Raw genomic sequence first — 22,366 nt, forward strand, 5'->3', positions numbered from 1 at the left:
GTCTTTTTTTGGCAAAATTCACCAACAGGAAGAAATATGAGCGAATTAGTTCTACAGATTAAAAACCTGTCGAAATCATTCGGCAAGAACAAAGTCCTAGACGGAATCAACCTTGAGGTTCCGGAAGGCTCGGTGCTCGGCTTGATGGGCGAGAACGGAGCCGGAAAATCCACGATGATGAAATGCCTTTTCGGAATTTACGCGAAGGACGAGGGACAGTTTCTGCTTTGTGGCAAACAGGTTTCATTCAAGAACCCGAAGGAAGCGCTGGAAAGCGGCGTCGCGATGGTTCACCAGGAGCTGAACCAGTGTCTCGACCGCTCCGTCGCCGACAACCTTTTTCTCGGAAGATACCCCAAGAAATTCGGCGTCATCGACGAGGCGAAGATGCTCAAGGACAGCATCAAGCTTTTCGACTCGCTGAACATGAACGTAAACCCGCGCACGATAATGAGGACGATGAGCGTCTCGCAGCGCCAGATGGTCGAAATCGCGAAGGCCGTCTCCTATGACGCGAAGATAATCGTTCTCGACGAGCCGACAAGCTCCCTTACGGAGAACGAGGTTCAGAAATTGTTCTCGATTGTCCGCGAGCTCAAAAAGAAAGGCGTTTCGTTCGTCTACATATCGCACAAGATGGACGAGATTTTTCAGGTCTGCGACCAGATTGCCGTCCTGCGCGACGGAAAGATGATTATGCAGAAACAGTCGTCGGAAACCGAGATGGGCGAGCTCATAACCGCCATGGTCGGACGCTCCCTCGACAAGCGTTTCCCGGACGTCGACAACAAACCGGGCGATTACTGTCTTGAAATCAATAACCTATCAACAAAATACGCCCCCATTTTGGAGAACATATCGTTCAAGGTAAGGAAGGGCGAGATTTTCGGATTGTACGGGCTTGTAGGAGCTGGACGCAGCGAATTGCTTGAATCCCTTTTCGGGGTGCGCACAATCTCAACGGGAACGATTTCCTATGCCGGCAAGAAGCTCCGCTTCTCGAACAGCCGCGACGCCATGGAGCATGGATTCGCGCTCGTCACGGAGGAGCGCAAGCTCAACGGAATGTTCGGCAAGGACACGATAAAATTCAACACCGTCATAACGAATCTCGACAGCTACAAGACTGCTGGAATCCTTTCCGAGCGGAAGATGGCGGAGGCCGCGGAGCGCGAGATAAAGCAGATGCACACGAAATGCGTTTCGTCGGAGGAGCTGATTACATCGCTTTCGGGCGGAAACCAGCAGAAAGTCATCATCGGAAAATGGATGGAGCGCTCGCCGGAGGTTTTCCTCCTCGACGAACCGACACGCGGTATCGATGTCGGCGCGAAGTATGAAATATACCAACTCATCATCCGTATGGCGAAGGAAGGCAAGACGATAATCGTCGTATCAAGCGAGATGCCTGAAATTCTCGGAATCACGAACCGAATCGCCGTTATGTCAAACCACAGGCTCGCCGGAATCGTGGACACGGCGACGACCGACCAGGAAGCGCTTCTCAAGCTTTCTGCGAAATATCTGTGAAAAAGGAGTATGTCAATGGACAACGAACAGAAAAGCTACCTTGAGCAGGACAAGGAACTTACGAAATACAGCGCACGCCTCACCGAGCTCAGAAAAGACGGCGTCAACCTCATTTCCGCCCTGAAGCAGGAAAATGCGGCGGCAAAGCGCAACAAGCTTCTCTCAGCCGAGGAGCGCACCGCCCTTATCGCGCGCAACAACGCGCGCATCGCGGAAGCAAAAATAGTCGAAGAGAAAAACAAGGCGGAGATTGCGGAAATCGTCAAGAAAGCAGTCGCGCGCAACAACGAAATCTCCAAGGCGAACATCGCGAAGGTAACGAAAGAGCAGAACGACATCATCGCTTCCCTCAAAGCCGATTTCCAGAAGCAGCTTTCCGAGATTGACGCGGCGTCCCTCGAGCGCAAGCAGAAGATTGTCGCATCATACGCAGGAAAGACGGCGCAGAAGGATGTTGCGGACTGCAAGGAAGAGCTCCGCATAGCGAACTACGAGCATGATTCAGCCGTTTTCGAGGCGAAGAACAAATTCACGTCGGCCGTCGACGTCGCGAAGGCGGCGAAGAACCAGGCATATGTCGATTTCGTGCAGAAAAACCGCGCGCTCAGGAACGGCCAGACGAATTTCATGGAGGACTGCACGCTTTCAGTGCAGAACTACATCAACAAATTCAGGATGTCGAAGTTCCTCCTCGACAACGGTCTTTACCTCGCGATTCTCGTGTTCTTCATCGTCTGTATAGTGCTCGCGCCGCTTTCCGGAAACGGAAACCTCCTCAGCCTGCCGAACATCTTCACGATTCTCGAGCAGTCGTCCGTAAGGATGTTCTACGCGCTCGGTGTCGCGGGACTCATCCTCCTCGCGGGAACGGACCTCAGCGTCGGGCGCATGGTCGCGCTCGGTGCCGTCATCACGGGACTTATCCTCCATCCGGGACAGAACATCGTCACGTTCTTCGGCGCCGAGCCGTGGGACTTCACCGGACACGCGATGGCATTCCGCCTTATCCTCGCGCTTTTCCTTTCAATCATATTGTGCGTCGCGTTCAGCGCGTTCGCGGGCGTGTTCAGCGCCAAGCTCAAAATCCACCCGTTCATCTCGACGCTGGCGACGCAGCTCATCATCTACGGACTGCTCTTCTTCGGAACGAGCGGAACGCCGGTCGGCTCAATCGACGCGGATATCAAGGATATGATTGGCGGACGCTGGATTATGGGATATGTCGGCGGAGAGCTGATAACGTTCCCGAAACTCATCATCCCCGCAATCATCGCGATTGCCGTTGCGTGGTTCATCTGGAACAAGACGACGTTCGGAAAGAACATGTACGCGGTCGGAGGAAATGCCGAGGCGGCGAGCGTCAGCGGTATCAGCGTATTCTGGGTCACGATGGGCGTTTTCATCATGGCAGGCGTGTTCTACGGATGCGGCGCGTTCCTCGAAGCGTTCAAGGCGAACGCCAGCGCGGGAACGGGTCAGGGCTACGAGCTTGACGCAATCGCCGCGTGCGTCGTCGGCGGAATATCGTTCAACGGCGGTATCGGAAAAATCGGAGGTGCGGTCATCGGTGTAATCATCTTCACGAGCCTCACATACTGCCTCACCTTCCTCGGAATCGACACGAACCTCCAGTTCGTCTTCAAGGGACTTATCATCATCGCGGCTGTCGCGCTCGACAGCGTCAAGTACCTCAAGAGGAAGTAATTTCCCACGGAAAATCGATTCCGGAAAACGCCCTGCAATCACGCGGGGCGTTTTTTTGCCCACAACCGAAGCCATCGCAGCGGACTTACACCCACGTTCTAAAACGCGGTGCCGGCAAAGAGCTAAGTCCCCTGGACAGACTTTGATTTTACATGTATCCGTGTAAAATATTGCGGCAAAGCATAAAAGCATGTTATTACAGGGCTTAAGATATTTACGGTTCAGCTTACACTGACATTTTTGCAGTATAAACTGTTTACCGTGGATACGGAGAATATTTGTTATACGGACGGCTCACTGAGCTGGTGGTTTTATAGAAATATAAATATTGTTATGACGACAGGCGCAGTCGCGTGGTTAAAAAAGGATTAAAAAATGGATATTCAAGGACAGTTCAATTTAGTTGCAAAAAGCTATGATGAAAATCGAAAGAAGTTTATACCATGCTTTGACGATTATTACATTTCAAGCACAGATTTTATTGCCAGGACATTAAATTATGAGCCGAAACTTATCTATGACCTTGGCTCAGGAACTGGCCTGCTCTCTTCTTTTTGGTACAGGCACTTCCCAAAATCAGAGTATGTGCTGATAGACATTGCCGAGGAAATGCTGGATGTTGCAAAAAAGAGGTTTTCAGGAAGCGCGAATATAAAATACAAAGTCCTGGATTATTCAGAATCAATGCCAGAAGGCAATCCCGACTTGATTATTTCAGCTCTTTCAATTCACCATCTTGAAAATACTGACAAGAAAAGACTTTTCAAAAGAGTTTATGAATCTCTTGAGGACGACAGGCTTTTTGTTAATTATGACCAGTTTTGCTCTGACAGTTCAGTCATTAATGAAAAAATCGAGGAATATTGGATAAATGGAATAAAAAAATCGGGAGTATCGGAAATAGAGTATGCGCGATGGATTGAAAGAAAAAAACTGGATCGCGAAATCTCAATCAATCAGGAAATCCAATGGTTAAAAGATGCCGGTTTTAGGAATGTGGAATGCATATATTCAAAAGGAAAATTCGGTGTAATAGTATCAGTAAAATAAATAAATTTGTGTGAAAGAATAAAACCATAACAAGAAGTTCAAAGCCGACACAGGCTCAAGGCCTGTGCGGTTTAACTCATTGTTATGCTCACAGCCCACTGGTGCACGGAGATTGAAAATGGAAATAATAAAAAAATCCGAAATCAAAATTTTAAGCAATTCTGGTGTTGAATCATTTCAGCTATTGAATCCAGAAAATAGTAAATCCGAAAGAATTACTATCACAAGAGTATTGGTTCAGCCCGATAATGAACAACCTCGGCATAAACATGATACTTCGGAACAGATATGGATTGCCGTGAGAGGAAAAGGGATTTTACTTCTTGCAGATAACAAAGAAGAAGTATTCGAACCTGGTGATGTAGTTCGTTTTGCTGACGGAGATATTCATGGACTAAAAAATAAAAGTCAGGATGTATTTGAGTATATCTCTGTAACATCTCCTCCTATAAACTTTGGGTATGCATACAAGGAGAAGAAATAAATATTAAGCACGGTCAAGTCGTGTTTTTTTTATTTGACGGAATAAATAATAATTCTAAAGTGCTGGTTGTCTGCCATTGTTATAGAGAAAATGACGAAGTAATCAGAATTATTTCTGCGTGAAAAGCAACGATGAACGAAGAAGCGGTTATATCGGTAAACAAAAAAATCAGGTCAAGCCTGATTTTTTAATGAAAAGGAAGTATGAATGTTAGAACGTTCAATAACAATTTTTGACAATAAAACTGAATTGCTAATAAAGGAAATTGTTATTACACCTAATTTTAGTCTTTTAAAGAAAAAATATAAAGAAGAATTAAATACCGACCCGTTACTATATTATGAATATGAAATAAAAGAAGACGATGTTGTATATCAAGATGAAGATTTTAATCAAATAGGTTCTGATTTTGAAAAAGAATTTCAAAATGATATAACAGTATTTCATTCTGCAAGAATAGGAAACGCAGAATGTAAATTAATCAATCAGAAAGTATTTGTAGACTTTGCAGTTAATTGGATGAATAAGAATAGAACTTAAGATTTACTTGACACCATATATAACACCACTTATAATTCAATTATGGCACAATGGGACAAACTTTTAAGCAAAATAAAATCCCTCGATAAAGACATGCGTTTTGCAGAACTTAAAAAAGTTCTGCAAAGTTATGGCTATTCGGTTTCACAACCGAAAGGTGGAAGCAGTCATTACATTTTCAGAAAACCCGGTTGTAATCCAATTACCATTCCAAATCATGAACCTATAAAAACTGTTTATGTAAGAATGGTAAAGGAAATTGTAGAATCCGAAGAAAAAAACAAGGAGGACTGATATGAAAACATTAGATGAATACATGAAAATGCCTTATAAATTGGAAATCATTCCAGATACAGAAGAATCAGGTTATGTAGCTTCATATCCGGAACTTCCAGGGTGTATTACTTGCGGCGAAACAATTGCTAATGCCGTTGCAAATGCAGAAGACGCAAAAAAAGCATGGTTAACCGCCGCTATTGAAGATGGTATAGAAATTGCAGAACCAGAAACAGCTGATTCATATTCCGGTCAGTTCAAACTGCGTCTTCCAAAAACATTACACAAAACTCTCGCCGAGGACTCAAAAAAAGAAGGCGTAAGTATGAATCAATATTGCGTGTATCTTCTTGCAAAGAATTCAGAAAAAGAACATGTTGCCTTTGCAAAAAAGCAAGCTGTACTCGTATAACAAAGGTTCGTAGCCGACACGCGGTCAAGCCGCGTGCGGTACAACCAATTGTTAGGCAGACGCTCGCTACTTGAGGCGCTTGTATTTACGAAGAATAGAAGTGTTATGAAATGATAGAGGAAGAATTGGAAAATAGGAAAACTAAAATGTCCCATATTGATATTTTATTAGAAGCTTTGGACAAAATAACCCATAATCAAAAAGACTCTGCTGTCAAACTTATCACAACCAATTATAAACATGTCTTTCAAGAATATGAGTCAAGGAACATGTCTTATTATGAAAAATTGAAGATTTTTATCAGAGATGGATTTATAGATCGTTATACTGGTAAAAAATTACTTTTTCCTAATGTTTTAAGGATACTTTCTTTTGAATTAGGAGATGTTTTTCCCTATCATCCTAACTGGAAAATGTCGGACTGTCATATAGCTTATTGGGAGATGTTTCCAACTTATGACCATATTGTTCCAATTGCACGAGGGGGAAAAGATGAAAGTTCGAATATTGTCACAACTTCACAAATGATGAATTCGTCAAAATCTGGATTTCTGTTAGAAGAAACTGGATTAAAAATTGTGCCAGGTGGAAATATATCTGATTGGGATGGGATGATATCATGGTATATTAATTATATGAGTAAAAATTATAATAATATTTCCTTAGGCGATACCTCTTTTAAGGCTTGGGATAAAGCACTAAGGAAATGTGTAGAAGAAAAGATAATCACATAACAAAGCTTCAATGCCGCCTGCGGGTCAAGCCCAGCTGCGGTACAACCAGTTGTTATATGAACGCCCGCTACTTGAGGTGCCTGAATAAAGTAAAAAAAGTATGGAGTCAGAAATGCTAAGAATAGCGATTATATTGATTCTTATTTCTCTTTCTTTATTGTTTATTGTTTTCAAAGAAATAAGGGAAAATAAAAATACAGCAGTAGAAGACAAAAACAGAAAAGAGCTGACGGGAGCAGATAAAATCGGAATAATACATTTGATTTATCTGTTCCTGGTTTTAGGCAGTGATTTAACTGATACTTTTGCCGGCGATTTTCTGTACTGCAATTACAGCCTCCTCTTTGAATTAGTATATAATATTGAATTTATCAGCATGTTTATTATAATTCCAATCTTCTTTATAACTGTGTTAGTAAAACTAATTCGTTCATTAAAGCAAGAAAAGAAAGGCGGCGTAGTTGCCTGTATATCTCTTATACTCAATGCGGTTATGGGACTGGTAAACGCAGGTACATATGCTGCTCATTTTTAATAATAAAATGTTAGTACGCGGCTTTACGCCACCGCACCTTTTGCGCCAATTTTGCCCGTTGGGCAAAACCGTTTTTGCGGTTTAAGCAATTGTTATGTGGACGCCCGCACAGGGGCGCTAACGAGAAAAAGATTAGGGACAAGCCGAAGAAGAAATAAAAATGAAAGAGTTAAATAATTTTAACAAATATAGTTTTGGATATATGCCAAATCCCGAAGAAATCTCCTGGTGCTGTATCAAGCGTTAAAGTTGAGGGTGCAGAGATTCCGAAACACGTTCGGAATGACACTGTGCAACGAACTTACCGGACAGCCACTGTTCATTTCGGCTCCGCCCAATGAACGATTTGACCGCGAAAAAAGAGGGCTTCAGAAAGCCCCCTTCCGAAAACCGCGCGGAATCCCTGTATTATTTCGCGTCCGAAACAGATTCCTTCTTGTCCTGCTTTGAGCCGCCGACGGAATCGAGAGCGGAGACCGACAGGAGGACGGGCGTCCCCGATTTATCCGTAACCATTAGCCCCTTCGGCGTCAGGCTTATCGGGGTAGTCGGCTTTACGGGAACGGTGCTGCGCTTTTTCAGCGTCAGATTCTGGTCGTAGTCGCCGACATAGAAATCGCCATCGACATTCACGACGGCAAAGAAATCGCCCCCGAGCTGCACGAACGATGAATCGTCGGCAAGTGTCTCCTCGCTTTCCTTCTTCATTTCGAGCGTCAGCGTGTCGATAAGGCAGAGCTTCACGGCAGACCTTCCGTCAGATGTGCCGCACACCGCGATGTACATGTTCTCGAATTTCTCCTCGCCGTCCTCATTCCTGATGGTGATGTTCTTCACGCTGAAAATGCCGCTCCGAATGTTCTTGACCTGCGACGTCCGGACGACTTTTCCGCTTTCGGCGTCAATCTTGACAATCTCGAACAGGTTCTGCTTCTCGTCAGTGCGGACAAGCCCGTTTACGTAGCTTTCCTTCGACAAATCGGGCTGCCCGGAAAGAGCGCGGATATCCTTCTTTATGTTCTCGCGCTCGGTCTGCGATTCGTCGCGCTTCCTGTCCGCAATCTGCTGCTGCTCGGCGGAGCGCGCCTGCGCCTTCTCGACTTCCTTCTGCGCCTCCTCCGCCTTCTTCCTCTTCTCCTCGTTCAACGGCTCCTTGCGGGACTCCTGCTTTGCCGCCGCCGCAGCAGGCTTCTTCTCGGTCGCCTCCTTCTGCGCGTCGGCAGCCTTCTGCTGTGCGTCTGTTCCTTCCCGTTCCTTTATGTCCGCAAGCGTCGTCCTCTCCGCAATCCCCTTGTCCCCGCTCTCACGTATCGCCTGGACGACATTCTCGTCGCTGATGACCGAAGTCTCGACCGCGGAAACGCCGTCAAGGTCGCCGAGCGGGATGACGATTTGGGTATGACCCGCCCATTCCTCCCAGTTCGTGCTCAGGCCGATTTTTTCATCGTCGAGGAACGAGAGGACGTTCTCCTTGTATTTGCCGCGGAAGGCATCGATATTTCCGCGATAAACCGCATTGTAGACCGTGACGAACGTCGCAATTGCGAGGGAATCCTCATCAGAATAGCCGTATGCCTCGGAAAGGAAACCGGAGACGATTCTCCTGAGGTTGACGATATGGTCGACGCCGGCGTTCTTGTTCAGGATGAGGATATCGGCGTCGAGCTTCCCCTTCTCTTCCTCCGTGACGGCGTGGACGAGCGTGTATTTCGCGCCCTCCCCGAACGTCGCCTGCTGGGAAACATTCCCGGCAACGCTCCTTCCGAGCGCGCCTCCGATATCCCGAATCGCTTTTGCCGACTCGATGACTGCGTGCGGGCCGCCGTAGTTCTCGAATTCAACGGAACTTCCCTCCGCGGAATTCCCGGCGCTCTCAAGCTCGCCCCTGTTGACATCTATAGACCACGACGATTCCACAGCGAGCGCAATGGCAAGCGCGCAGACAAACTTTTTCATATATCCTCCGTTCCTGAAGATGGGACTGCCATCCATAATTAGCTGTTCGACAACTTCGTTATCGCTCAGGCCGACGAGCAAAAAACGCGCCAGCAGCACGTTTTTTAACATCGCATTTCGAAGCAACCTGTTCCGAAACCGAAGTTTCCGAACAGGTCTATTAGATTTTCGGAGCAAAACGGGGGGAATTGAAGGATGTCGGAAAAGAAAACTGCGGAGACGGGCCTTCAGAGCGGGCGGAAGTCATTTTTCCTCAAAGAGGCCATTGTTCTTCGAAAGATTGTCGTCCTTTTTGAGCGGAAGGATGTTCGCCTCATCGACGGAAATCATCTTGTCGCAAATCCCGATACGGGCAATCCGGTGCCCCTCGGCGATGTCGGCGCGGACGGTGAGGTACGACGCCCCCGCAGGTATGAATTCGACGGACTGCTTCCGGCGGTAATTCGGAGCCAGGAACCGGAGCAGCCAGGGAATCTCGTCGAGGTTCGAGTGGTTGATGATAAATGCGGGCGTGAAAACCCCGTTCTCGTCCTCGACGAACGCCGCGTTCGAAAGCTGAAGCTCCCTGTACGAGATTTCCTCCGGACCGGCGGAATTTTTCACGACGAGGGTCGCCTCGTATGTCCTGTACGATGAGCTTGTCATGCTCAGCTCGTCCTCGACTTCCTGGATTTTCTCGAGCGTGAAGTCAAGCGAGCCGAGCTTTTTGAGAAGCCCCGCAGTCCATCCCTTTCTCGCGGCTTCCCTCGTCACGGAGGCGACCTCAGCGGCCTTCTCGACAATCCCGCGCGTGCCCCCGCTCATGAGGCGGAAGGAAAAAAGCGCGAGCGCGGAAAAGAAGAACACCCAGCCGAGTAATCCCGCTACGACAGACGAGATTACCGTCCCCTTGCCGACATTTTTCTTGTTGGCTTTCCTCATCACGGCTCTTGCAACCTGAATCCAGAAAACCACCGCACAGATTGCGGCGACAAAAAGACAAACGCCCCCTGCGACAACCATTTTCCACTCCTCCAGCCAGGAACGGACTCCCGACAACGCGGCAATTCTAGCACGAAACGCCGGAAGAGTGGAACAGGCAAAGCAGCCCCGCTCCAGTGCCTTCTAGCAGCCGATTCCCTGCCGCCCAAACTCAGATTCGAACGCGCTGTAATTCACGTCGTCGAAGCCCCTGCAGAAAACGGCGAATTCGATTACCTTGAACGCGAGCGCGTACTTTTTCGCGAGCGAAACCATGTCCTTCGCCACGACATCAGGATTGTTCCTGAACGCGCCGCACCCGAACGCCCCGAGAACGAGAACGTCCGCCCCGTTCCGGGGGCAACGGAATACCCGTAACAGGGAGCGCATATAGCACCAGCCGCGGAGCATACTCTAGCTAGAGTATGCCTCCAATCTAGCTAGGGGGCGCTGCATAATCTAATTAAGGAGGACGGCCCGCTTAGGTTGGGTGGACTCACCCCGCGGTCTTTAAAACAGACATGGACAGAATCGCTTCTGTCCGTACGGGGAATATCATTATCGGGCGAAGCCGAAATGACCAATTCTTGCACGACAGAACGGGCTTATACCACGCTCAGCCGCCTTATTAGCATACCTTTCGCAACACCACCGATTTTTAATCTATAGTCATAAATTCAAATGCTGCTTATGGATACAATCCCGCACATTTTCAGGGCTGGGAACCGCTAAGCTGGAAAGAAGCATCATTTCTGGATAATTTTTATCCAGGCTCGAACACGGCACCATTAGGACGAGTTGCCCATCTTCATATTTGCTTTTCACCGAAAAGCGCTTCCGCAAAAAAAAGTCCGTGCCCGGCGCGCGGAAAAACGCATCGGGCACGGACTTTTCAATCAGACTTTGAACATGTTTATCTGAGATGTGATATCCTCTATTGCGTCGCGAACCTCGTTCGATTTTTTCTCGAGGACGGAGCCACTGTCGCCAATCCGGTGCGCGCCGCCGGAAATTTCCTCCACGCCGATGCGCATCGTCTCCGTCGAGGAGCGGAGGCTCTGCATCGTCTCAAGGATGAGCTTGTTCCGTCCCGCGATGTCCTTTGATGCGTGGCGGACCTCGCCGGTGCTGTCGTTCATCCCGCGGAGGGCGTTGTTTATCTGGCGGGAACCTTCGTTCTGCTCCTCCATCGCGTTCTTTATCTGGCTGACGAGCTGCTCGGTCTCGCCGATTTTGTCGGAGACGACCGCAAACGCGCTGCTCGCCTCGGTGGAAGCGACGACGACGCCGGATATCGAATCCTTGATGTTGCTCAGCTGCTGACCGATTGTCTTCGACTGCACGCTCGACGTCTCCGACAGTTTCCTGATTTCATCCGCGACGACGGCAAATCCTTTTCCCGCCTCGCCCGCATGGGCAGCCTCGATTGCCGCGTTCATCGCAAGGAGGTTCGTCTGGCTCGCGATGCTCGCAATCGCCAGGTTCGCGTCGTGAAGCATTTTGCTCTGCGCCTCAATCTGCTGAATCCGCTCGTTGACGTCCTTCTGCTTGGCGACACCCATGTCGGTCTTCTGCGCGAGCGTCGTGAATGAATACGCCATCTTGTCGACGGAAGAATTCACGGACAGTATGTTCCCAATCATCTGCTCGACGGCGCTCGACGCCTCCGTGACGCTCGAGTACTGGTTCTCAATCATTCCGTCGAGCTTCGTTATGTTCTCCGCGATGGTGTCGACCGCATCCGCCGCCATGTGGACGCCGTTGCTCTGGTCGGCAATCTGACCGTTTATGCTGTCGATGTTCGATATTATCGTGCTTATCGCGACGGCTGTTTCCGTCGCGTTGTCCGCAAGCGAGTCTCCGAGCGAGCGCATGTCGACCGCGTTCGATTTTATGTGGGAAATCGCCATGCGCAGTTTCTCAATCGTCCTGTTGAAATACTCGCTCAGCCGGGCAATCTCGTCGCGTCCCGAAACGGGAAGCCGCGCCGTCAAGTCGCCCTCGCCTTCCGATATGTCCCTGAAATTGTCCGTTATCCGCGCAATCGGGCGGACGAAAATCCTCATTATTATAAGGACGAACACGACGCAGGCGACAATGACGACAATGAACTCAAGGGCGACGAGCGTCCAGAGAATCGTCTTGAACATCACGAGCTGCCCCTTCTCCTCCTCGGCGATTGCCGCGTCGATGTCGTCTATGTAGTTTCCCGTCCCGACGACCCATGAATAGGCGCTGTACGGAGCCGTGTAGGAGCGTTTCGGCTCGGGCTTGTCGCTTCCGAGCTTCGGGAACTTGAAATCGGTGAACCCGCCGTCCGCGCTCTTTCCGATTTCTATGAAATCCCTGACCATGAACTTTCCGTCCTCGTCCTTCCAGTCGAGTCGGTTCGTTCCCTCGGTCTCCGGTTTCGGCGGAAGAAGTACGTTCTCGCCGGAATAGGTGTCAATCCAGAAATATCCCTCCGTGCCGTACCGCAACCCGCGCACGATTTCCTTTATGCGCGCCTTCCGCTCGTCAAGCGAAAGCCCCTCGCCGGAATATATCGAGTCATATGTCTTTATGAGGGAAAGGACGTTCTGAACCTGCCACTGTATTTTCTCGTCATATGAATCAAGCATCACATCACGCTGTTTCTGCAGCGTATACTTCTGAAGCATAACAATCGTTCTCAAAGCAGAACCCGTACACACCGCCGCGACTGCAAGAAGGATGCAGACAGAAAACGCGCCCACCTTCATCTTCAAGCTGCCGAAAAACCCCTGTTTATTTACATCAGCCATAGAACTCCTCCATAAGTAAACGAGTTCGGAAACTTCAGTTTCTGGACTCGCCGACCTGAGCGATAACGAAGCTATCTAACAGGTCTAGTATTAAACAGTAGATTAAGTCTAGCACATAATATCAATCTGTCTAGCAAAAATGGAGCGGAGCGTTCCGGGAGGAGTGAGGAGCATCCGCGCTACGAGCCTTTTTCGGCGGGGGAACGACCGGAGGACGCCAGCCGCGAACGGGGGCAGCGCCCGCAGTGGGGAAAAACGGACAGGCATTCCCGCCCGTGCCGCACATCACAGCTCCCGCATCATCGACCAGACGCAATCGCCCGCGCGCTCAATCTTCCGCACGATGTCGATGTAATGGAGCTCGCTTTTCACGTCCGCCCCCGCCTCAATCCTTTTCCTGCTCGATTTCTTGAGCCTGTGCTTCGTCCTGTCGATTTTCCGCTCGAGAACCTCGCCCGACGCTTTCTGGTCATCGGAAATCCCGACGGCGAAGAAGGAGCACGTCTGCTCGAAGAAAACCCTGACAAGCTCAAGGTAATCGCAGATATCATCGACGCGCGCATCGGACGTGGAACAGCAGCCGCTCTTGATGAATTTCCTCGCGGTGTGCATGAGCGAGCACGTCTCGTCGCTCAAATCCTCAAGCGTCCCCGAAATATTCATCAGCCGAGTGAAATTGCGCCTGTCGTCCGCGCTTGAGCTCGGAAGGCGCGCGCAGTACTGCAAGAAATCGCTTATCACGACGTTCATCTCGTCGACGTAGCTTTCGATGCGGGCAACGCTCGCGCACTCGCCGTCGATTGCGGACGGATTCCGGAAGACGGTGCAGGCGGAATCGAACATCTCCATCACTTTCGACGCCATGCGCGAAATCTCGCGGTTCACCTGCACGGAATAAAGGTCGCCGCCGGTGCGCGCAGACGTTATTATCGAAGGAAGCCGGTAATGCCCGTCGTCCTCCCCCGCCTGTTCCGGGATGATTTTGCGGGTCGCGGCTGAAATCTGGTTCACGAACGGAAGGAACGCGAGCGTCGCGCACACATTGAAGACCGTGTGGAGCATGGCGATGTGCGCAGTTATGTTCTCCGACGGAAGCCCGGGAACGATAAAATCGACAAAGCGCAGGAACAAACCGAACGCGAGGAGCGCGAGGAACGTCCCCGCGACGTTGAAGCCGACATGCACGAGCGCGGCGCGCTTTGCGTTCGTCGACGCGCCGAAACTCGACATGACGGCATCGACGGTCGAGCCGATGTTGCTCCCGAGGACGATTGCCGCGCCCAGCTCCCAGGAAAGCGAGCCGTTCGCCGCCATCGTCAGGACAATAGCGGTCATCGCCGAGCTTGAGTGAATCAGCGCCGTGACAAGAGCGCCGAGAAGAACGCCGATGAGGATTCCCCGTATGCCAAGCCCGGAAATCGCGGAAAGGATTCCCGCCGTCACCCCGCCGAGCGAGAGGCTTTCCTTCAGAAGCCCCAGCCCCATAAAAAGGAGCGCGAACCCCATGAAGCAGTCGGCAAAATTGTGTATCCGCGATTTCCTGAAGTATTTCAGCACGAAGCCGAGCCCGAAAAGCGGGACGGCCGCAGCCGAGACTGAAAAGCCGAACCCCAAAAGCGCGACAATCCACGCCGTCACGGTTGTCCCGATGTTCGCGCCGAAAATGACGCCGACAGCCTGCTCGAGCGTGAGGATTTCCGCGTTCACGAAGCTGACGACCATGACCGTGGTCGCGCCGGAGCTTTGTATGAACGCCGTCACGCCAAGACCTGTGAGCACGGCATAGAACCTGTTTCCCGTTATTTTCGACAGGAGCTTCCGAAGCGAGCCGCCCGCCCCTTTCTGGATTCCGTCGGAAAGCATGTTCATGCCGAACAGAAGCAGGCAGAGCGCGCCCGCAAAGCACGCAATTTGTGCGACGATGCTGAAAATCATGGTTCCCACTATACGGAAATCCCCCCTCTCTGAATAACTCCCGTTCTGTAAAATCAATGTAAATTTTCTCCGGCATGAGGCAGGGCGCGGGCGGAAACGCGACGCTTTTACAAAAATTTAACACTGCGCGCATTGATTATTTACGAGCAATGGCAAAGACTGTCCGCATGATTTACATTCTCGAAGACGACGACAACATACGGAAATTAATCGTTTACACGCTTCGGAGCCAGAATTTCAGCTGCGAGGGATTCGCGCTGCCGTCTGAATTTTGGAAGAAGATGGAGGCGGAGGAACCGAAGCTCATCCTGCTCGACATAATGCTGCCCGAGGAGGACGGTTTCTCGATTCTCAAGAAAATCAGGGCGGAAAAGCGTCCGGTGCCCGTGATAATGCTCACCGCGAAGGACACGGAATTCGACGTGGTCGCCGGGCTCGACGCGGGCGCCGACGACTACGTGACGAAACCGTTCGGGATGATGAGCCTCGTCTCGCGCATAAAGGCAGTCCTCCGCCGGTACGAGAAATCGTCCGAGCCGAAAATCCTCAAGGCCGCGTCAGTCACAATCGACATTTCGAAGCACACGGTCTTTGTCGGCGACCGGCAGGTGTTCCTCACCGTGAAGGAATTCGACCTCCTCGCAATCCTCATCAGCAACCGCGGGCACGTGCAGAGCCGGGAGCAGCTTCTGAATTCAGTGTGGAACATCGACGCGGACATCGAAAGCCGCACCGTCGACGTCCACATACGGACGCTCAGGCAGAAGCTCGGCGAGACGGAGAACATCATCCAGACAGTGCGCGGCGTCGGCTACGTCATCAACAACGAATAGACCTGCCCTGAAACTGAGCTTTCCGAACAGGTTCAATGAAAAGGGGCGGCTGCCCGAAATCGCGTCGAAGGAAAAGCAAAACGGAAACAGGAGTTCCGCATGAAAATCAAATCACTGACATTCAGAATCTTCATCAGCACCTTTTTTGTCGGCACGCTCGTCTATTTCATATGCGCGTTCCTGTTCATCAGCAACATGTACGGGTATTTCGAGAACCAGATTTTCAACGAGCTGAAAGCGGAGAGCGACTTCCTCGAAAACTACGTCACGTCGGGGCATGCCGAGGCAATCGGAAAGATAAAAACGGAAAACAGGATTACCCTGATTCATCCCGACGGGACGGTCTTCTTCGACAACACGGTGGACGCGCTCGCGCTCGAGAACCACGGGCGGCGGAGCGAATTCATCGAGGCGATGAGCAGGGGAAGCGCGAAAAAGACGCGCTACTCGTCCACGATGACGGAAAAAACGCTCTATTTCGCGGCACGGCTGTCGAACGGCGACGTCATGAGGATAAGCTGCAACCAGCGCTCGGTGCTCGTGCTCGTGCTCGGGATGAGCCAGACGCTCATACTCATGCTCATCATCGCGATGATAATCTCCGGCGCGTCGGCAAGCTACCTCGCGAAGAAGATAATAACGCCGCTGAACGAAATCGATTTGGAGAACCCCGAGAAATCCGACGTCTACGACGAGCTCAAGCCGTTCACGAAGCGCATCGCCGAGGAGAATTTCGAGAAGCAGCAGCGGGAGGAGCTTCGGCAGCAGTTCACCGCGAACGTGAGCCACGAGCTGAAGACGCCGCTGACGAGCATAAGCGGGTTCGCGGAAATTCTCAAGGCAGGCGGAACGGACGCGCAGACGACGAAGGATTTCGCCTCCTCGATTTTCGAGGAAAGCCAGCGCATGATTACGCTCGTGAACGACATCATAAAGCTGTCCAAGCTCGACGAGAAATCAATCAGCCTTGAGCGGGAGGCTCTGAGCCTCAGGGAAATCTGCCTCGAGGCGATGGAGGTCCTTTCCGCAAGCGCGCTCGAGAAGAACGTGACGATGAAGATAAGCGGGGACTCGGGGCTAATAAACGGGGTCCGCCCGGTGATTTACGAGATGGCCTACAACCTCATCGACAACGCGATAAAATACAACAAGACCGGCGGCTCCGTGGAAATCAACATACAGAATTTCATGGCGGCGAAGGATTCCGACAAGAACCGCGTAATCCTGACCGTGCGCGACAGCGGAATCGGAATCCCCGAAAGCGAGCGCGAGCGGATTTTCGAGCGCTTCTACAGAATCGACAAAAGCCGCTCGCGCTCCCTCGGCGGGACGGGCCTGGGACTGAGCATAGTGAAGCACGCGGCAAAATACCACGACGCGTCGATAATCCTGAAATCCGAGGAAGGCAAGGGCAGCGTCTTCACGGTTATTTTCGGGATGTAGCGGCATCCCCGACGGAAAAACATGCGCCATCCCGGGCGCCCCCGGAACAAGTTCGGCTGGCACGGAACGAGCAGCCCGCGTGCATCCGCGTTTGACTGCGTGAGAAAGATGCAAGCGGGTTTCAGCGTTTTTCACACGCCCGCTTCACGAATTCCTCGATTGTGCACCCGTGCGTTTTTGCGTCCTCGTCATAATTCACACCGGCACGGCGAATCTTTCGCCTTTTCGCGCGCATGCCGCCAGGATGCAGTTTCCCACGGATACCCGCCCGCCGAACGCAATATCCGGAAATTGAACTGCGAACTCCGCGACGATTCTGTCTTGAAGCTTATCAGGCACCTCACCTTTATTTCTCTCATTCTGAAATTCATTGTTCATATCGATTTTCATAACGTTCAGCGCGTTCAGGCTGCTCTCGAAACACGCGTCTTTGCTGATTTTGTACGGAGCAAAAAGCCCGCGTGAATCCGCACCCTTTGAAAAATACGCCGAAAGAATGTTGCCCGCAATCGTTTTCCCGAATCGCCGTGGACGGGAAAAGCAAGCGTATTTGCTTGGCGATTTCATTATCTTGTTCAAAACGCCTATCATCATCGTTTTGTCAACAAAAATTTCTTGATTCGCGATTTCGTTGAAGTTCTCGTCGTTCGGCTTCAGATTGATTCCCATTTCAAGCTTCTCAGCTTATTGTATAGTCGCCGAACCGATTTGTGCAGCATACAGGACGCCCCCGCCGGAATCAGGCACGGCGAAAAAAATGCCCGGCCGCGTGGAGATGCGTCGCGGACGGGCAGCGGGGATGCCGTGCTGAAAACGGAATCCCCGTTTTTTTCTTTTTTCAGGCGCGGATTGCGCGGAAGGCCGTCACTCGCGCTCGCCGGTAAGCGCGAAGACAACCCACCCGGCGATGTTCGTGGCGTGGTCGCCGATTCGCTCGATGTATTTGGCGATGAGGAGATAGTCGAGGATTGTCTCGCCGTCGTCCGTCTGCCGGATGCGCTCCACCAAATCCTTCTTTATCGAATGGTACAGCTCGTCGATGACGTCGTCGCGGGCGATGACGTTCTTCGCCTTGTTGTAGTCCTTCCCGATGTACGACTGAATCGCGTCGTCGAACATCCCGATTATTTCCGACGACATCTCCTCGATTTCGCACATCCTGCCGTACGTGCAGTCGGGGATGCTCAGGACGAGGTCGGCTATGTCGACGGCATGGTCGCCGATGCGCTCCATGTCGGTAATCATCTTGAGCGCGGCCGTAATCATGCGCAGGTCGGTTGCCATCGGCTGCTCGTGGAGAAGCAGCCTCATGCACTGGGATTCGATGTCCCGCTCCATCGCGTTTATCGCGTCGTCGTTCTTAGACACCTGGGCGGCGGCATCCCTGTCGCGCCCCATAAGCGCGAGCACCGAGCTTTGAATCGCGATTTCAATCATCTTTCCCATGCTCACTATCGAGCAGTTGAGTTTCCTCAGCTCCTCAGCGTATCTTTCGCGCATATTTTCCTCCATAAAAAACATTCCGCACAAAGCGGGCGCGCATCATCCGAAGCGTCCCGTAATGTAATCCTCTGTCCTCTTCATTTTTGGTCTGCTGAAAACCTGCTCCGTCCGCCCCACCTCGACAATCTCGCCGAGAAGGAAGAACACCGTCCTGTCGCTGATGCGCACCGCCTGCTGCATGTTGTGCGTGACGATTACAATCGTGTACTTCTTCTTCAGCTCAAGCACGCAGTCCTCGATTTTCGACGTGGAAATCGGGTCGAGGGCGGAGGTCGGCTCGTCCATCAGGAGGATTTCCGGCTGCACGGCAAGCGCGCGGGCGATGCACAGCCGCTGCTGCTGCCCTCCGCTCAAGGCAAGCGCAGATTTTTTGAGGTCGTCCTTCAGCTCGTCCCAGATTGCGGCGTTCCTGAGCGATTTTTCGACAATCTCGTCAAGCTCCGCCTTCTTCTTCATGCCGTGCGTCCGCGGCCCGTAGGCGATGTTGTCGTAGATGCTCATCGGGAACGGGTTCGGCTTCTGGAACACCATGCCGACGTTCTTCCTGAGGCTGTTCACGTCAACGCGGCGGTCGAGGATGTCGCAGCCGCCCACCATGATTTTTCCTGTTATGCGGCAGCCCTCGACCATGTCGTTCATCCTGTTTATCGATTTCAGTAGCGTCGATTTTCCGCATCCCGACGGCCCGATGAAAGCCGTTATCTCGTTCTCGTTTATGCCGAGGTTTATGCCCTTCAGCGCGTGGAAATTCCCGTAGAACAAATCGAGATTCTCGATTTTTATCTGCTTCCCGAAATTCATGCTCCGCTCCTTCTTCCGATTTTCTTTGCCAGCGCACCCGCCGCCATGTTGATTCCGATGACGACGGCGAGCAGGACGACAGCCGTGGCGAACGCCTGCTCGGTGCGCAGCCCCTCGGAGCTGAGCACGTACAGGTGGACTGCAAGCGTCCGCCCCGAGCCGAACACGTTCGGCGGAATCTGCGCGACGGTTCCCGCGGTGTAGATGAGCGCGGCAGTCTCGCCGACGACGCGCCCCGCGGCAAGGATGATGCCGCCGAGGATTCCCGGCATCGCGCCCGGAAGGACGACCGAAAAAACGGTGCGAAGCTTTCCGCCGCCGAGAGCGAAGCTTCCCTCGCGGTATGAATCGGGAACGGCAAGCAGGGATTCCTCCGTCGTCCGCATTATCGTCGGGAGAATCATTATCGAGACTGTCCCCGCCCCTGCCGCAAGCGAGTATCCCCAGCGGAGAAAGCCGACGAACAGCAGCATCCCGAAAAGCCCGTACACTATCGAGGGGATGCCCGTAAGCGTCTCCGTCGTCATCCGCACGATTTTCACGAACCTGTTCTCCTTTTTCGCGTACTCGACGAGGTATATCGCGCTTCCGATTCCGAGCGGGCACGAAATCAGAAGCGCCATCCCCGTCATCACGACCGTGTTCACGAGCGCGGGAATGACGGAGCAGTTCTCCGACGTGTACCTGAGGCGGAAAAGGGACGGGCCGATGTGCGGCACCCCCTTCGCGAGGATGTATGCGAGCATGAAAAGCAGCGAGAGCATCGTCACGAACGCGCACGCATACACCGCGCACCGAACCGCGCCGTCCTTTTTCCCGCAAGGCGCGGACGCCGATGCAAATCCACTTGTCGCTTTTTTCATCTTGCGCTCCTGTTTTTCAGGATGTTGAATCCCAGATTGATGATGAGTATGAAGACGAACAGGACGACGCCTGTCGCGATGAGCGCGCCGCGGTGAAGCTCCGCCGCATAGCCCATCTCGATTACGATGTTCGCCGTCAGCGTCCTCACGCCCTTCAATATTCTCGCCGGAATGCGCGCCTGGTTTCCGGCGACCATTATCACCGCCATTGTCTCGCCTATCGCGCGCCCGATTCCGAGAATCACGCCGGCAAGGATTCCCGACCGTGCCGCGGGGACGACCGCAAGGAAGACGCTCCTCTCGTGGCTCGCGCCGAGCGCGCGGCTTCCCTCGTAGTAGCTTTGCGGCACGGCGTTGAGCGCGCTTTCCGAAACGGATATGATTGTCGGGAGAATCATCATTCCAAGAAGGAGGCTCGCCGTCAGAATCGAGGAGCCGTTCCCCCCGAAAACGTTCCGCACGAACGGGACGATAATCATGAGCCCGAAGAAACCGTACACGACGCTCGGAATTCCCGCGAGCAAATCGATTGCCGGTTTCAGTATCCCGCGAAGCCGCCTCGGGCAGAAGCGCGAGAGGAAAACCGCCGTCATGAATCCGACGGGGACGCCGACGACGACCGCGCCCGCCGTAACGTACAGGCTTCCGACAATCATCGGAAAGATTCCGAATATCCCGTTCCCCGGCTTCCATCTTGTCCCGAGCAGGAATTTTCCCGCCCCGATTTCCCTCATCGCCGGAATGCCGTTCGCGAAAAGGAACACGCAAATAAGCAGGACGGCGACGATGCTGAAAGCCGCCGCCAGCAGGAATATCATTTCCCAAATTTTCTCTTTCGCTTTCATATCACCTGGAGACAGAAGACCATTTCGTGTATTCCCCCGTAAAAATCTTCTCCACCTGCTCGCGCGAAAGATTCCCGACCGGGTTTTCCTTGTTCACTATGACGGCGATCCCGTCGACGGCGATTGCAATCTCGTAGACGCCGCCCGCCCTCTCGGTCTGCTTGAGGCTGCGGCTCGCCATTCCGATGTCGCATGTCCCGCTCATCGCGTTCGCGATGCCCGTCGTCGAATCGCTCGTCTGAAGCTCAATCCTGACGTTCTCGTTATGGGACCGGTACGCCTCGACGAGCTTCTCCATCACCGGCGACACGGAAGAGGAACCGGCGACGACGACTTTCCCGGAGGCGTTGTTCGAGACGAACGCCTTCGTCGAGGGAACCTTTATGTAGTTGTTTGCCGCGATTACCGACTGCCCTTCCCTGCTCGAAATGAAACTGACGAAATCGCGCGCGGCATCCGAAATCCCGTCCCTGACGACGATGTTGAACGGGCGGCTGATTTTGTAGGAGCCGTTGTCGATGTTCGATACGCAGGCATCCGCCCCGTCGATTTTCACCGCCTTGACCGAATTGTTGAGCGAGCCGAGCGAGATATAGCCGATTGCGTACCGGTCGCAGGCAACGTTCGCCATCATGACCGCAGTAGAATTCGTTATAGCCGCCTCGTCAGTCGTGTAATCGACCTTGATTCCGCCCGCCACCTTCTTCTCTATCCCGAAAAGCTCCACGAACGCGCTGCGCGTGCCGCTCCCGTCCTCGCGGCTCAGGACCGAAATCGATTTCCTCGCGCTGAATTTTGCCGCGGCAAAAACCGCGCACGCCGACGACACGATGGCGATTCCCGCGATTGCCTTCTTCACATTGTTCTTCATAAAAACTCCCCAAGGACACAGTCCTTTGCTTTTGCTGGGGAAAATCTACACGGCCTGTGTAAAAACAAAAGGAAGATTCTGTTAAATTCTGGAAAAAGGCGCGCGCATTGGTCACTCGCGTTTATCGTTAGTTATCGGAGCGCGCGCGCGCAGCACTTGCTGACGCAAGTGTGCGCATTGGCGGATGGGCGATTTTTGTTTGACAGACTGGCGGTTTTTGCGGAGCGCGCTCGCAGCTCTTGCTGGCGCATGTGTGCGCATTGGCGGACGGGCGATTTTTGTTTGACAGACTGGCGGTTTTTGCGGAG

General features: G+C 52.1%; 22 protein-coding genes. 11 read left to right on the plus strand and 11 right to left on the minus strand.

All coding sequences use genetic code 11. From position 1 onward, the window contains the following. The first annotated feature begins 36 nt into the window (after positions 1–36). The 9 genes from TRESADRAFT_RS04265 (at position 37) to TRESADRAFT_RS04300 (ending at position 7,265) form a co-directional block, all read left to right on the plus strand. Positions 37–1,530 carry a sugar ABC transporter ATP-binding protein gene (locus TRESADRAFT_RS04265; RefSeq protein WP_002703193.1) on the plus strand — a complete coding sequence of 498 codons (1,494 nt, stop codon included), beginning with the start codon at positions 37–39 and terminating at the stop codon, positions 1,528–1,530. 9 nt (positions 1,531–1,539) lie between these two features. Beyond that, the gene (locus tag TRESADRAFT_RS04270; RefSeq protein WP_040842271.1) at positions 1,540–3,234 is read left to right on the plus strand and encodes an ABC transporter permease subunit; all 1,695 of its coding nucleotides are present in this window, start codon (positions 1,540–1,542) and stop codon (positions 3,232–3,234) included. 375 nt (positions 3,235–3,609) lie between these two features. After that, positions 3,610–4,284: a class I SAM-dependent methyltransferase gene (locus TRESADRAFT_RS04275; RefSeq protein ID WP_002703197.1), complete on the plus strand. Its 675-nt coding sequence runs from the start codon at positions 3,610–3,612 to the stop codon at positions 4,282–4,284. Between the two features lie 118 nt (positions 4,285–4,402). Continuing rightward, complete coding sequence (locus TRESADRAFT_RS04280; protein WP_040842272.1) at positions 4,403–4,768, plus strand: cupin domain-containing protein; 366 nt, start codon at positions 4,403–4,405, stop codon at positions 4,766–4,768. 207 nt (positions 4,769–4,975) lie between these two features. Then, positions 4,976–5,308 (plus strand): DUF7683 domain-containing protein, encoded by a 333-nt coding sequence (locus tag TRESADRAFT_RS04285; protein WP_040842273.1) that lies wholly within the window; start codon positions 4,976–4,978, stop codon positions 5,306–5,308. Positions 5,309–5,350: 42 nt separating this feature from the next. Beyond that, positions 5,351–5,602 carry a type II toxin-antitoxin system HicA family toxin gene (locus tag TRESADRAFT_RS15600; protein ID WP_081478481.1) on the plus strand — a complete coding sequence of 84 codons (252 nt, stop codon included), beginning with the start codon at positions 5,351–5,353 and terminating at the stop codon, positions 5,600–5,602. 1 nt (position 5,603) lies between these two features. Beyond that, a complete protein-coding gene (locus tag TRESADRAFT_RS04290) occupies positions 5,604–5,996 on the plus strand; it encodes a toxin-antitoxin system HicB family antitoxin (RefSeq protein WP_002703199.1) in 393 nt (130 codons plus the stop codon). A gap of 110 nt (positions 5,997–6,106) precedes the next feature. Beyond that, positions 6,107–6,730, plus strand: coding sequence for an HNH endonuclease (locus TRESADRAFT_RS04295; RefSeq protein WP_141607111.1), 624 nt, complete (start codon positions 6,107–6,109; stop codon positions 6,728–6,730). 100 nt (positions 6,731–6,830) lie between these two features. Then, a complete protein-coding gene (locus TRESADRAFT_RS04300; RefSeq protein WP_141607113.1) occupies positions 6,831–7,265 on the plus strand; it encodes a hypothetical protein in 435 nt (144 codons plus the stop codon). A gap of 408 nt (positions 7,266–7,673) precedes the next feature. Here TRESADRAFT_RS04300 and TRESADRAFT_RS14950 read toward each other — a convergent pair whose 3' ends face one another. From TRESADRAFT_RS14950 to TRESADRAFT_RS04325, 5 genes are all read right to left on the minus strand, one after another. Then, on the minus strand, positions 7,674–9,221 hold the full coding sequence (locus TRESADRAFT_RS14950; RefSeq protein ID WP_002703205.1) for a P83/100 family protein: 1,548 nt from the start codon (positions 9,219–9,221) through the stop codon (positions 7,674–7,676). Positions 9,222–9,464: 243 nt separating this feature from the next. Beyond that, a complete protein-coding gene (locus tag TRESADRAFT_RS04310; protein WP_002703207.1) occupies positions 9,465–10,223 on the minus strand; it encodes a hypothetical protein in 759 nt (252 codons plus the stop codon). A 102-nt stretch (positions 10,224–10,325) separates the two neighbouring features. After that, positions 10,326–10,571: a poly(ADP-ribose) glycohydrolase catalytic domain-containing protein gene (locus tag TRESADRAFT_RS04315; protein ID WP_141607115.1), complete on the minus strand. Its 246-nt coding sequence runs from the start codon at positions 10,569–10,571 to the stop codon at positions 10,326–10,328. Between the two features lie 506 nt (positions 10,572–11,077). Then, positions 11,078–12,964 carry a methyl-accepting chemotaxis protein gene (locus TRESADRAFT_RS04320; protein WP_002703211.1) on the minus strand — a complete coding sequence of 629 codons (1,887 nt, stop codon included), beginning with the start codon at positions 12,962–12,964 and terminating at the stop codon, positions 11,078–11,080. A 285-nt stretch (positions 12,965–13,249) separates the two neighbouring features. Further along, a complete protein-coding gene (locus TRESADRAFT_RS04325) occupies positions 13,250–14,899 on the minus strand; it encodes a Na/Pi cotransporter family protein (RefSeq protein WP_002703213.1) in 1,650 nt (549 codons plus the stop codon). A 149-nt stretch (positions 14,900–15,048) separates the two neighbouring features. Here TRESADRAFT_RS04325 and TRESADRAFT_RS04330 point away from each other — a divergent pair, with 149 nt between their 5' ends. Both TRESADRAFT_RS04330 and TRESADRAFT_RS04335 read left to right on the plus strand, forming a co-directional pair. After that, entirely contained in the window at positions 15,049–15,732 is a 684-nt protein-coding gene (locus TRESADRAFT_RS04330) for a response regulator transcription factor (protein WP_217169667.1), read from the plus strand. Between the two features lie 99 nt (positions 15,733–15,831). Beyond that, positions 15,832–17,175, plus strand: a complete 1,344-nt coding sequence (locus TRESADRAFT_RS04335) for a sensor histidine kinase (RefSeq protein ID WP_002703217.1) — start codon at positions 15,832–15,834, stop codon at positions 17,173–17,175. Between the two features lie 195 nt (positions 17,176–17,370). Here the strand turns inward: TRESADRAFT_RS04335 and TRESADRAFT_RS04340 are convergent, their stop codons facing one another. The 6 genes from TRESADRAFT_RS04340 to TRESADRAFT_RS04365 all read right to left on the minus strand — a co-directional run bounded on the left by TRESADRAFT_RS04340 (position 17,371) and on the right by TRESADRAFT_RS04365 (position 22,058). Beyond that, complete coding sequence (locus tag TRESADRAFT_RS04340) at positions 17,371–17,844, minus strand: AAA family ATPase (protein WP_002703218.1); 474 nt, start codon at positions 17,842–17,844, stop codon at positions 17,371–17,373. 195 nt (positions 17,845–18,039) lie between these two features. Further along, a complete protein-coding gene (phoU, locus tag TRESADRAFT_RS04345) occupies positions 18,040–18,675 on the minus strand; it encodes a phosphate signaling complex protein PhoU (protein ID WP_002703219.1) in 636 nt (211 codons plus the stop codon). A gap of 42 nt (positions 18,676–18,717) precedes the next feature. After that, positions 18,718–19,479: a phosphate ABC transporter ATP-binding protein PstB gene (pstB, locus tag TRESADRAFT_RS04350; protein WP_002703220.1), complete on the minus strand. Its 762-nt coding sequence runs from the start codon at positions 19,477–19,479 to the stop codon at positions 18,718–18,720. Beyond that, entirely contained in the window at positions 19,476–20,342 is an 867-nt protein-coding gene (gene pstA, locus TRESADRAFT_RS04355; RefSeq protein ID WP_002703221.1) for a phosphate ABC transporter permease PstA, read from the minus strand. Before pstA ends, pstB begins: the two co-directional genes overlap by 4 nt. After that, positions 20,339–21,187, minus strand: a complete 849-nt coding sequence (gene pstC / locus TRESADRAFT_RS04360; protein WP_002703222.1) for a phosphate ABC transporter permease subunit PstC — start codon at positions 21,185–21,187, stop codon at positions 20,339–20,341. Before pstC ends, pstA begins: the two co-directional genes overlap by 4 nt. Position 21,188: 1 nt before the next feature. Continuing rightward, on the minus strand, positions 21,189–22,058 hold the full coding sequence (locus TRESADRAFT_RS04365; RefSeq protein WP_002703224.1) for a substrate-binding domain-containing protein: 870 nt from the start codon (positions 22,056–22,058) through the stop codon (positions 21,189–21,191). Positions 22,059–22,366 lie beyond the last annotated feature (308 nt).

It is taken from the genome of Treponema saccharophilum DSM 2985 (genome assembly GCF_000255555.1).
Lineage (GTDB): Bacteria > Spirochaetota > Spirochaetia > Treponematales > Treponemataceae > Treponema_D > Treponema_D saccharophilum.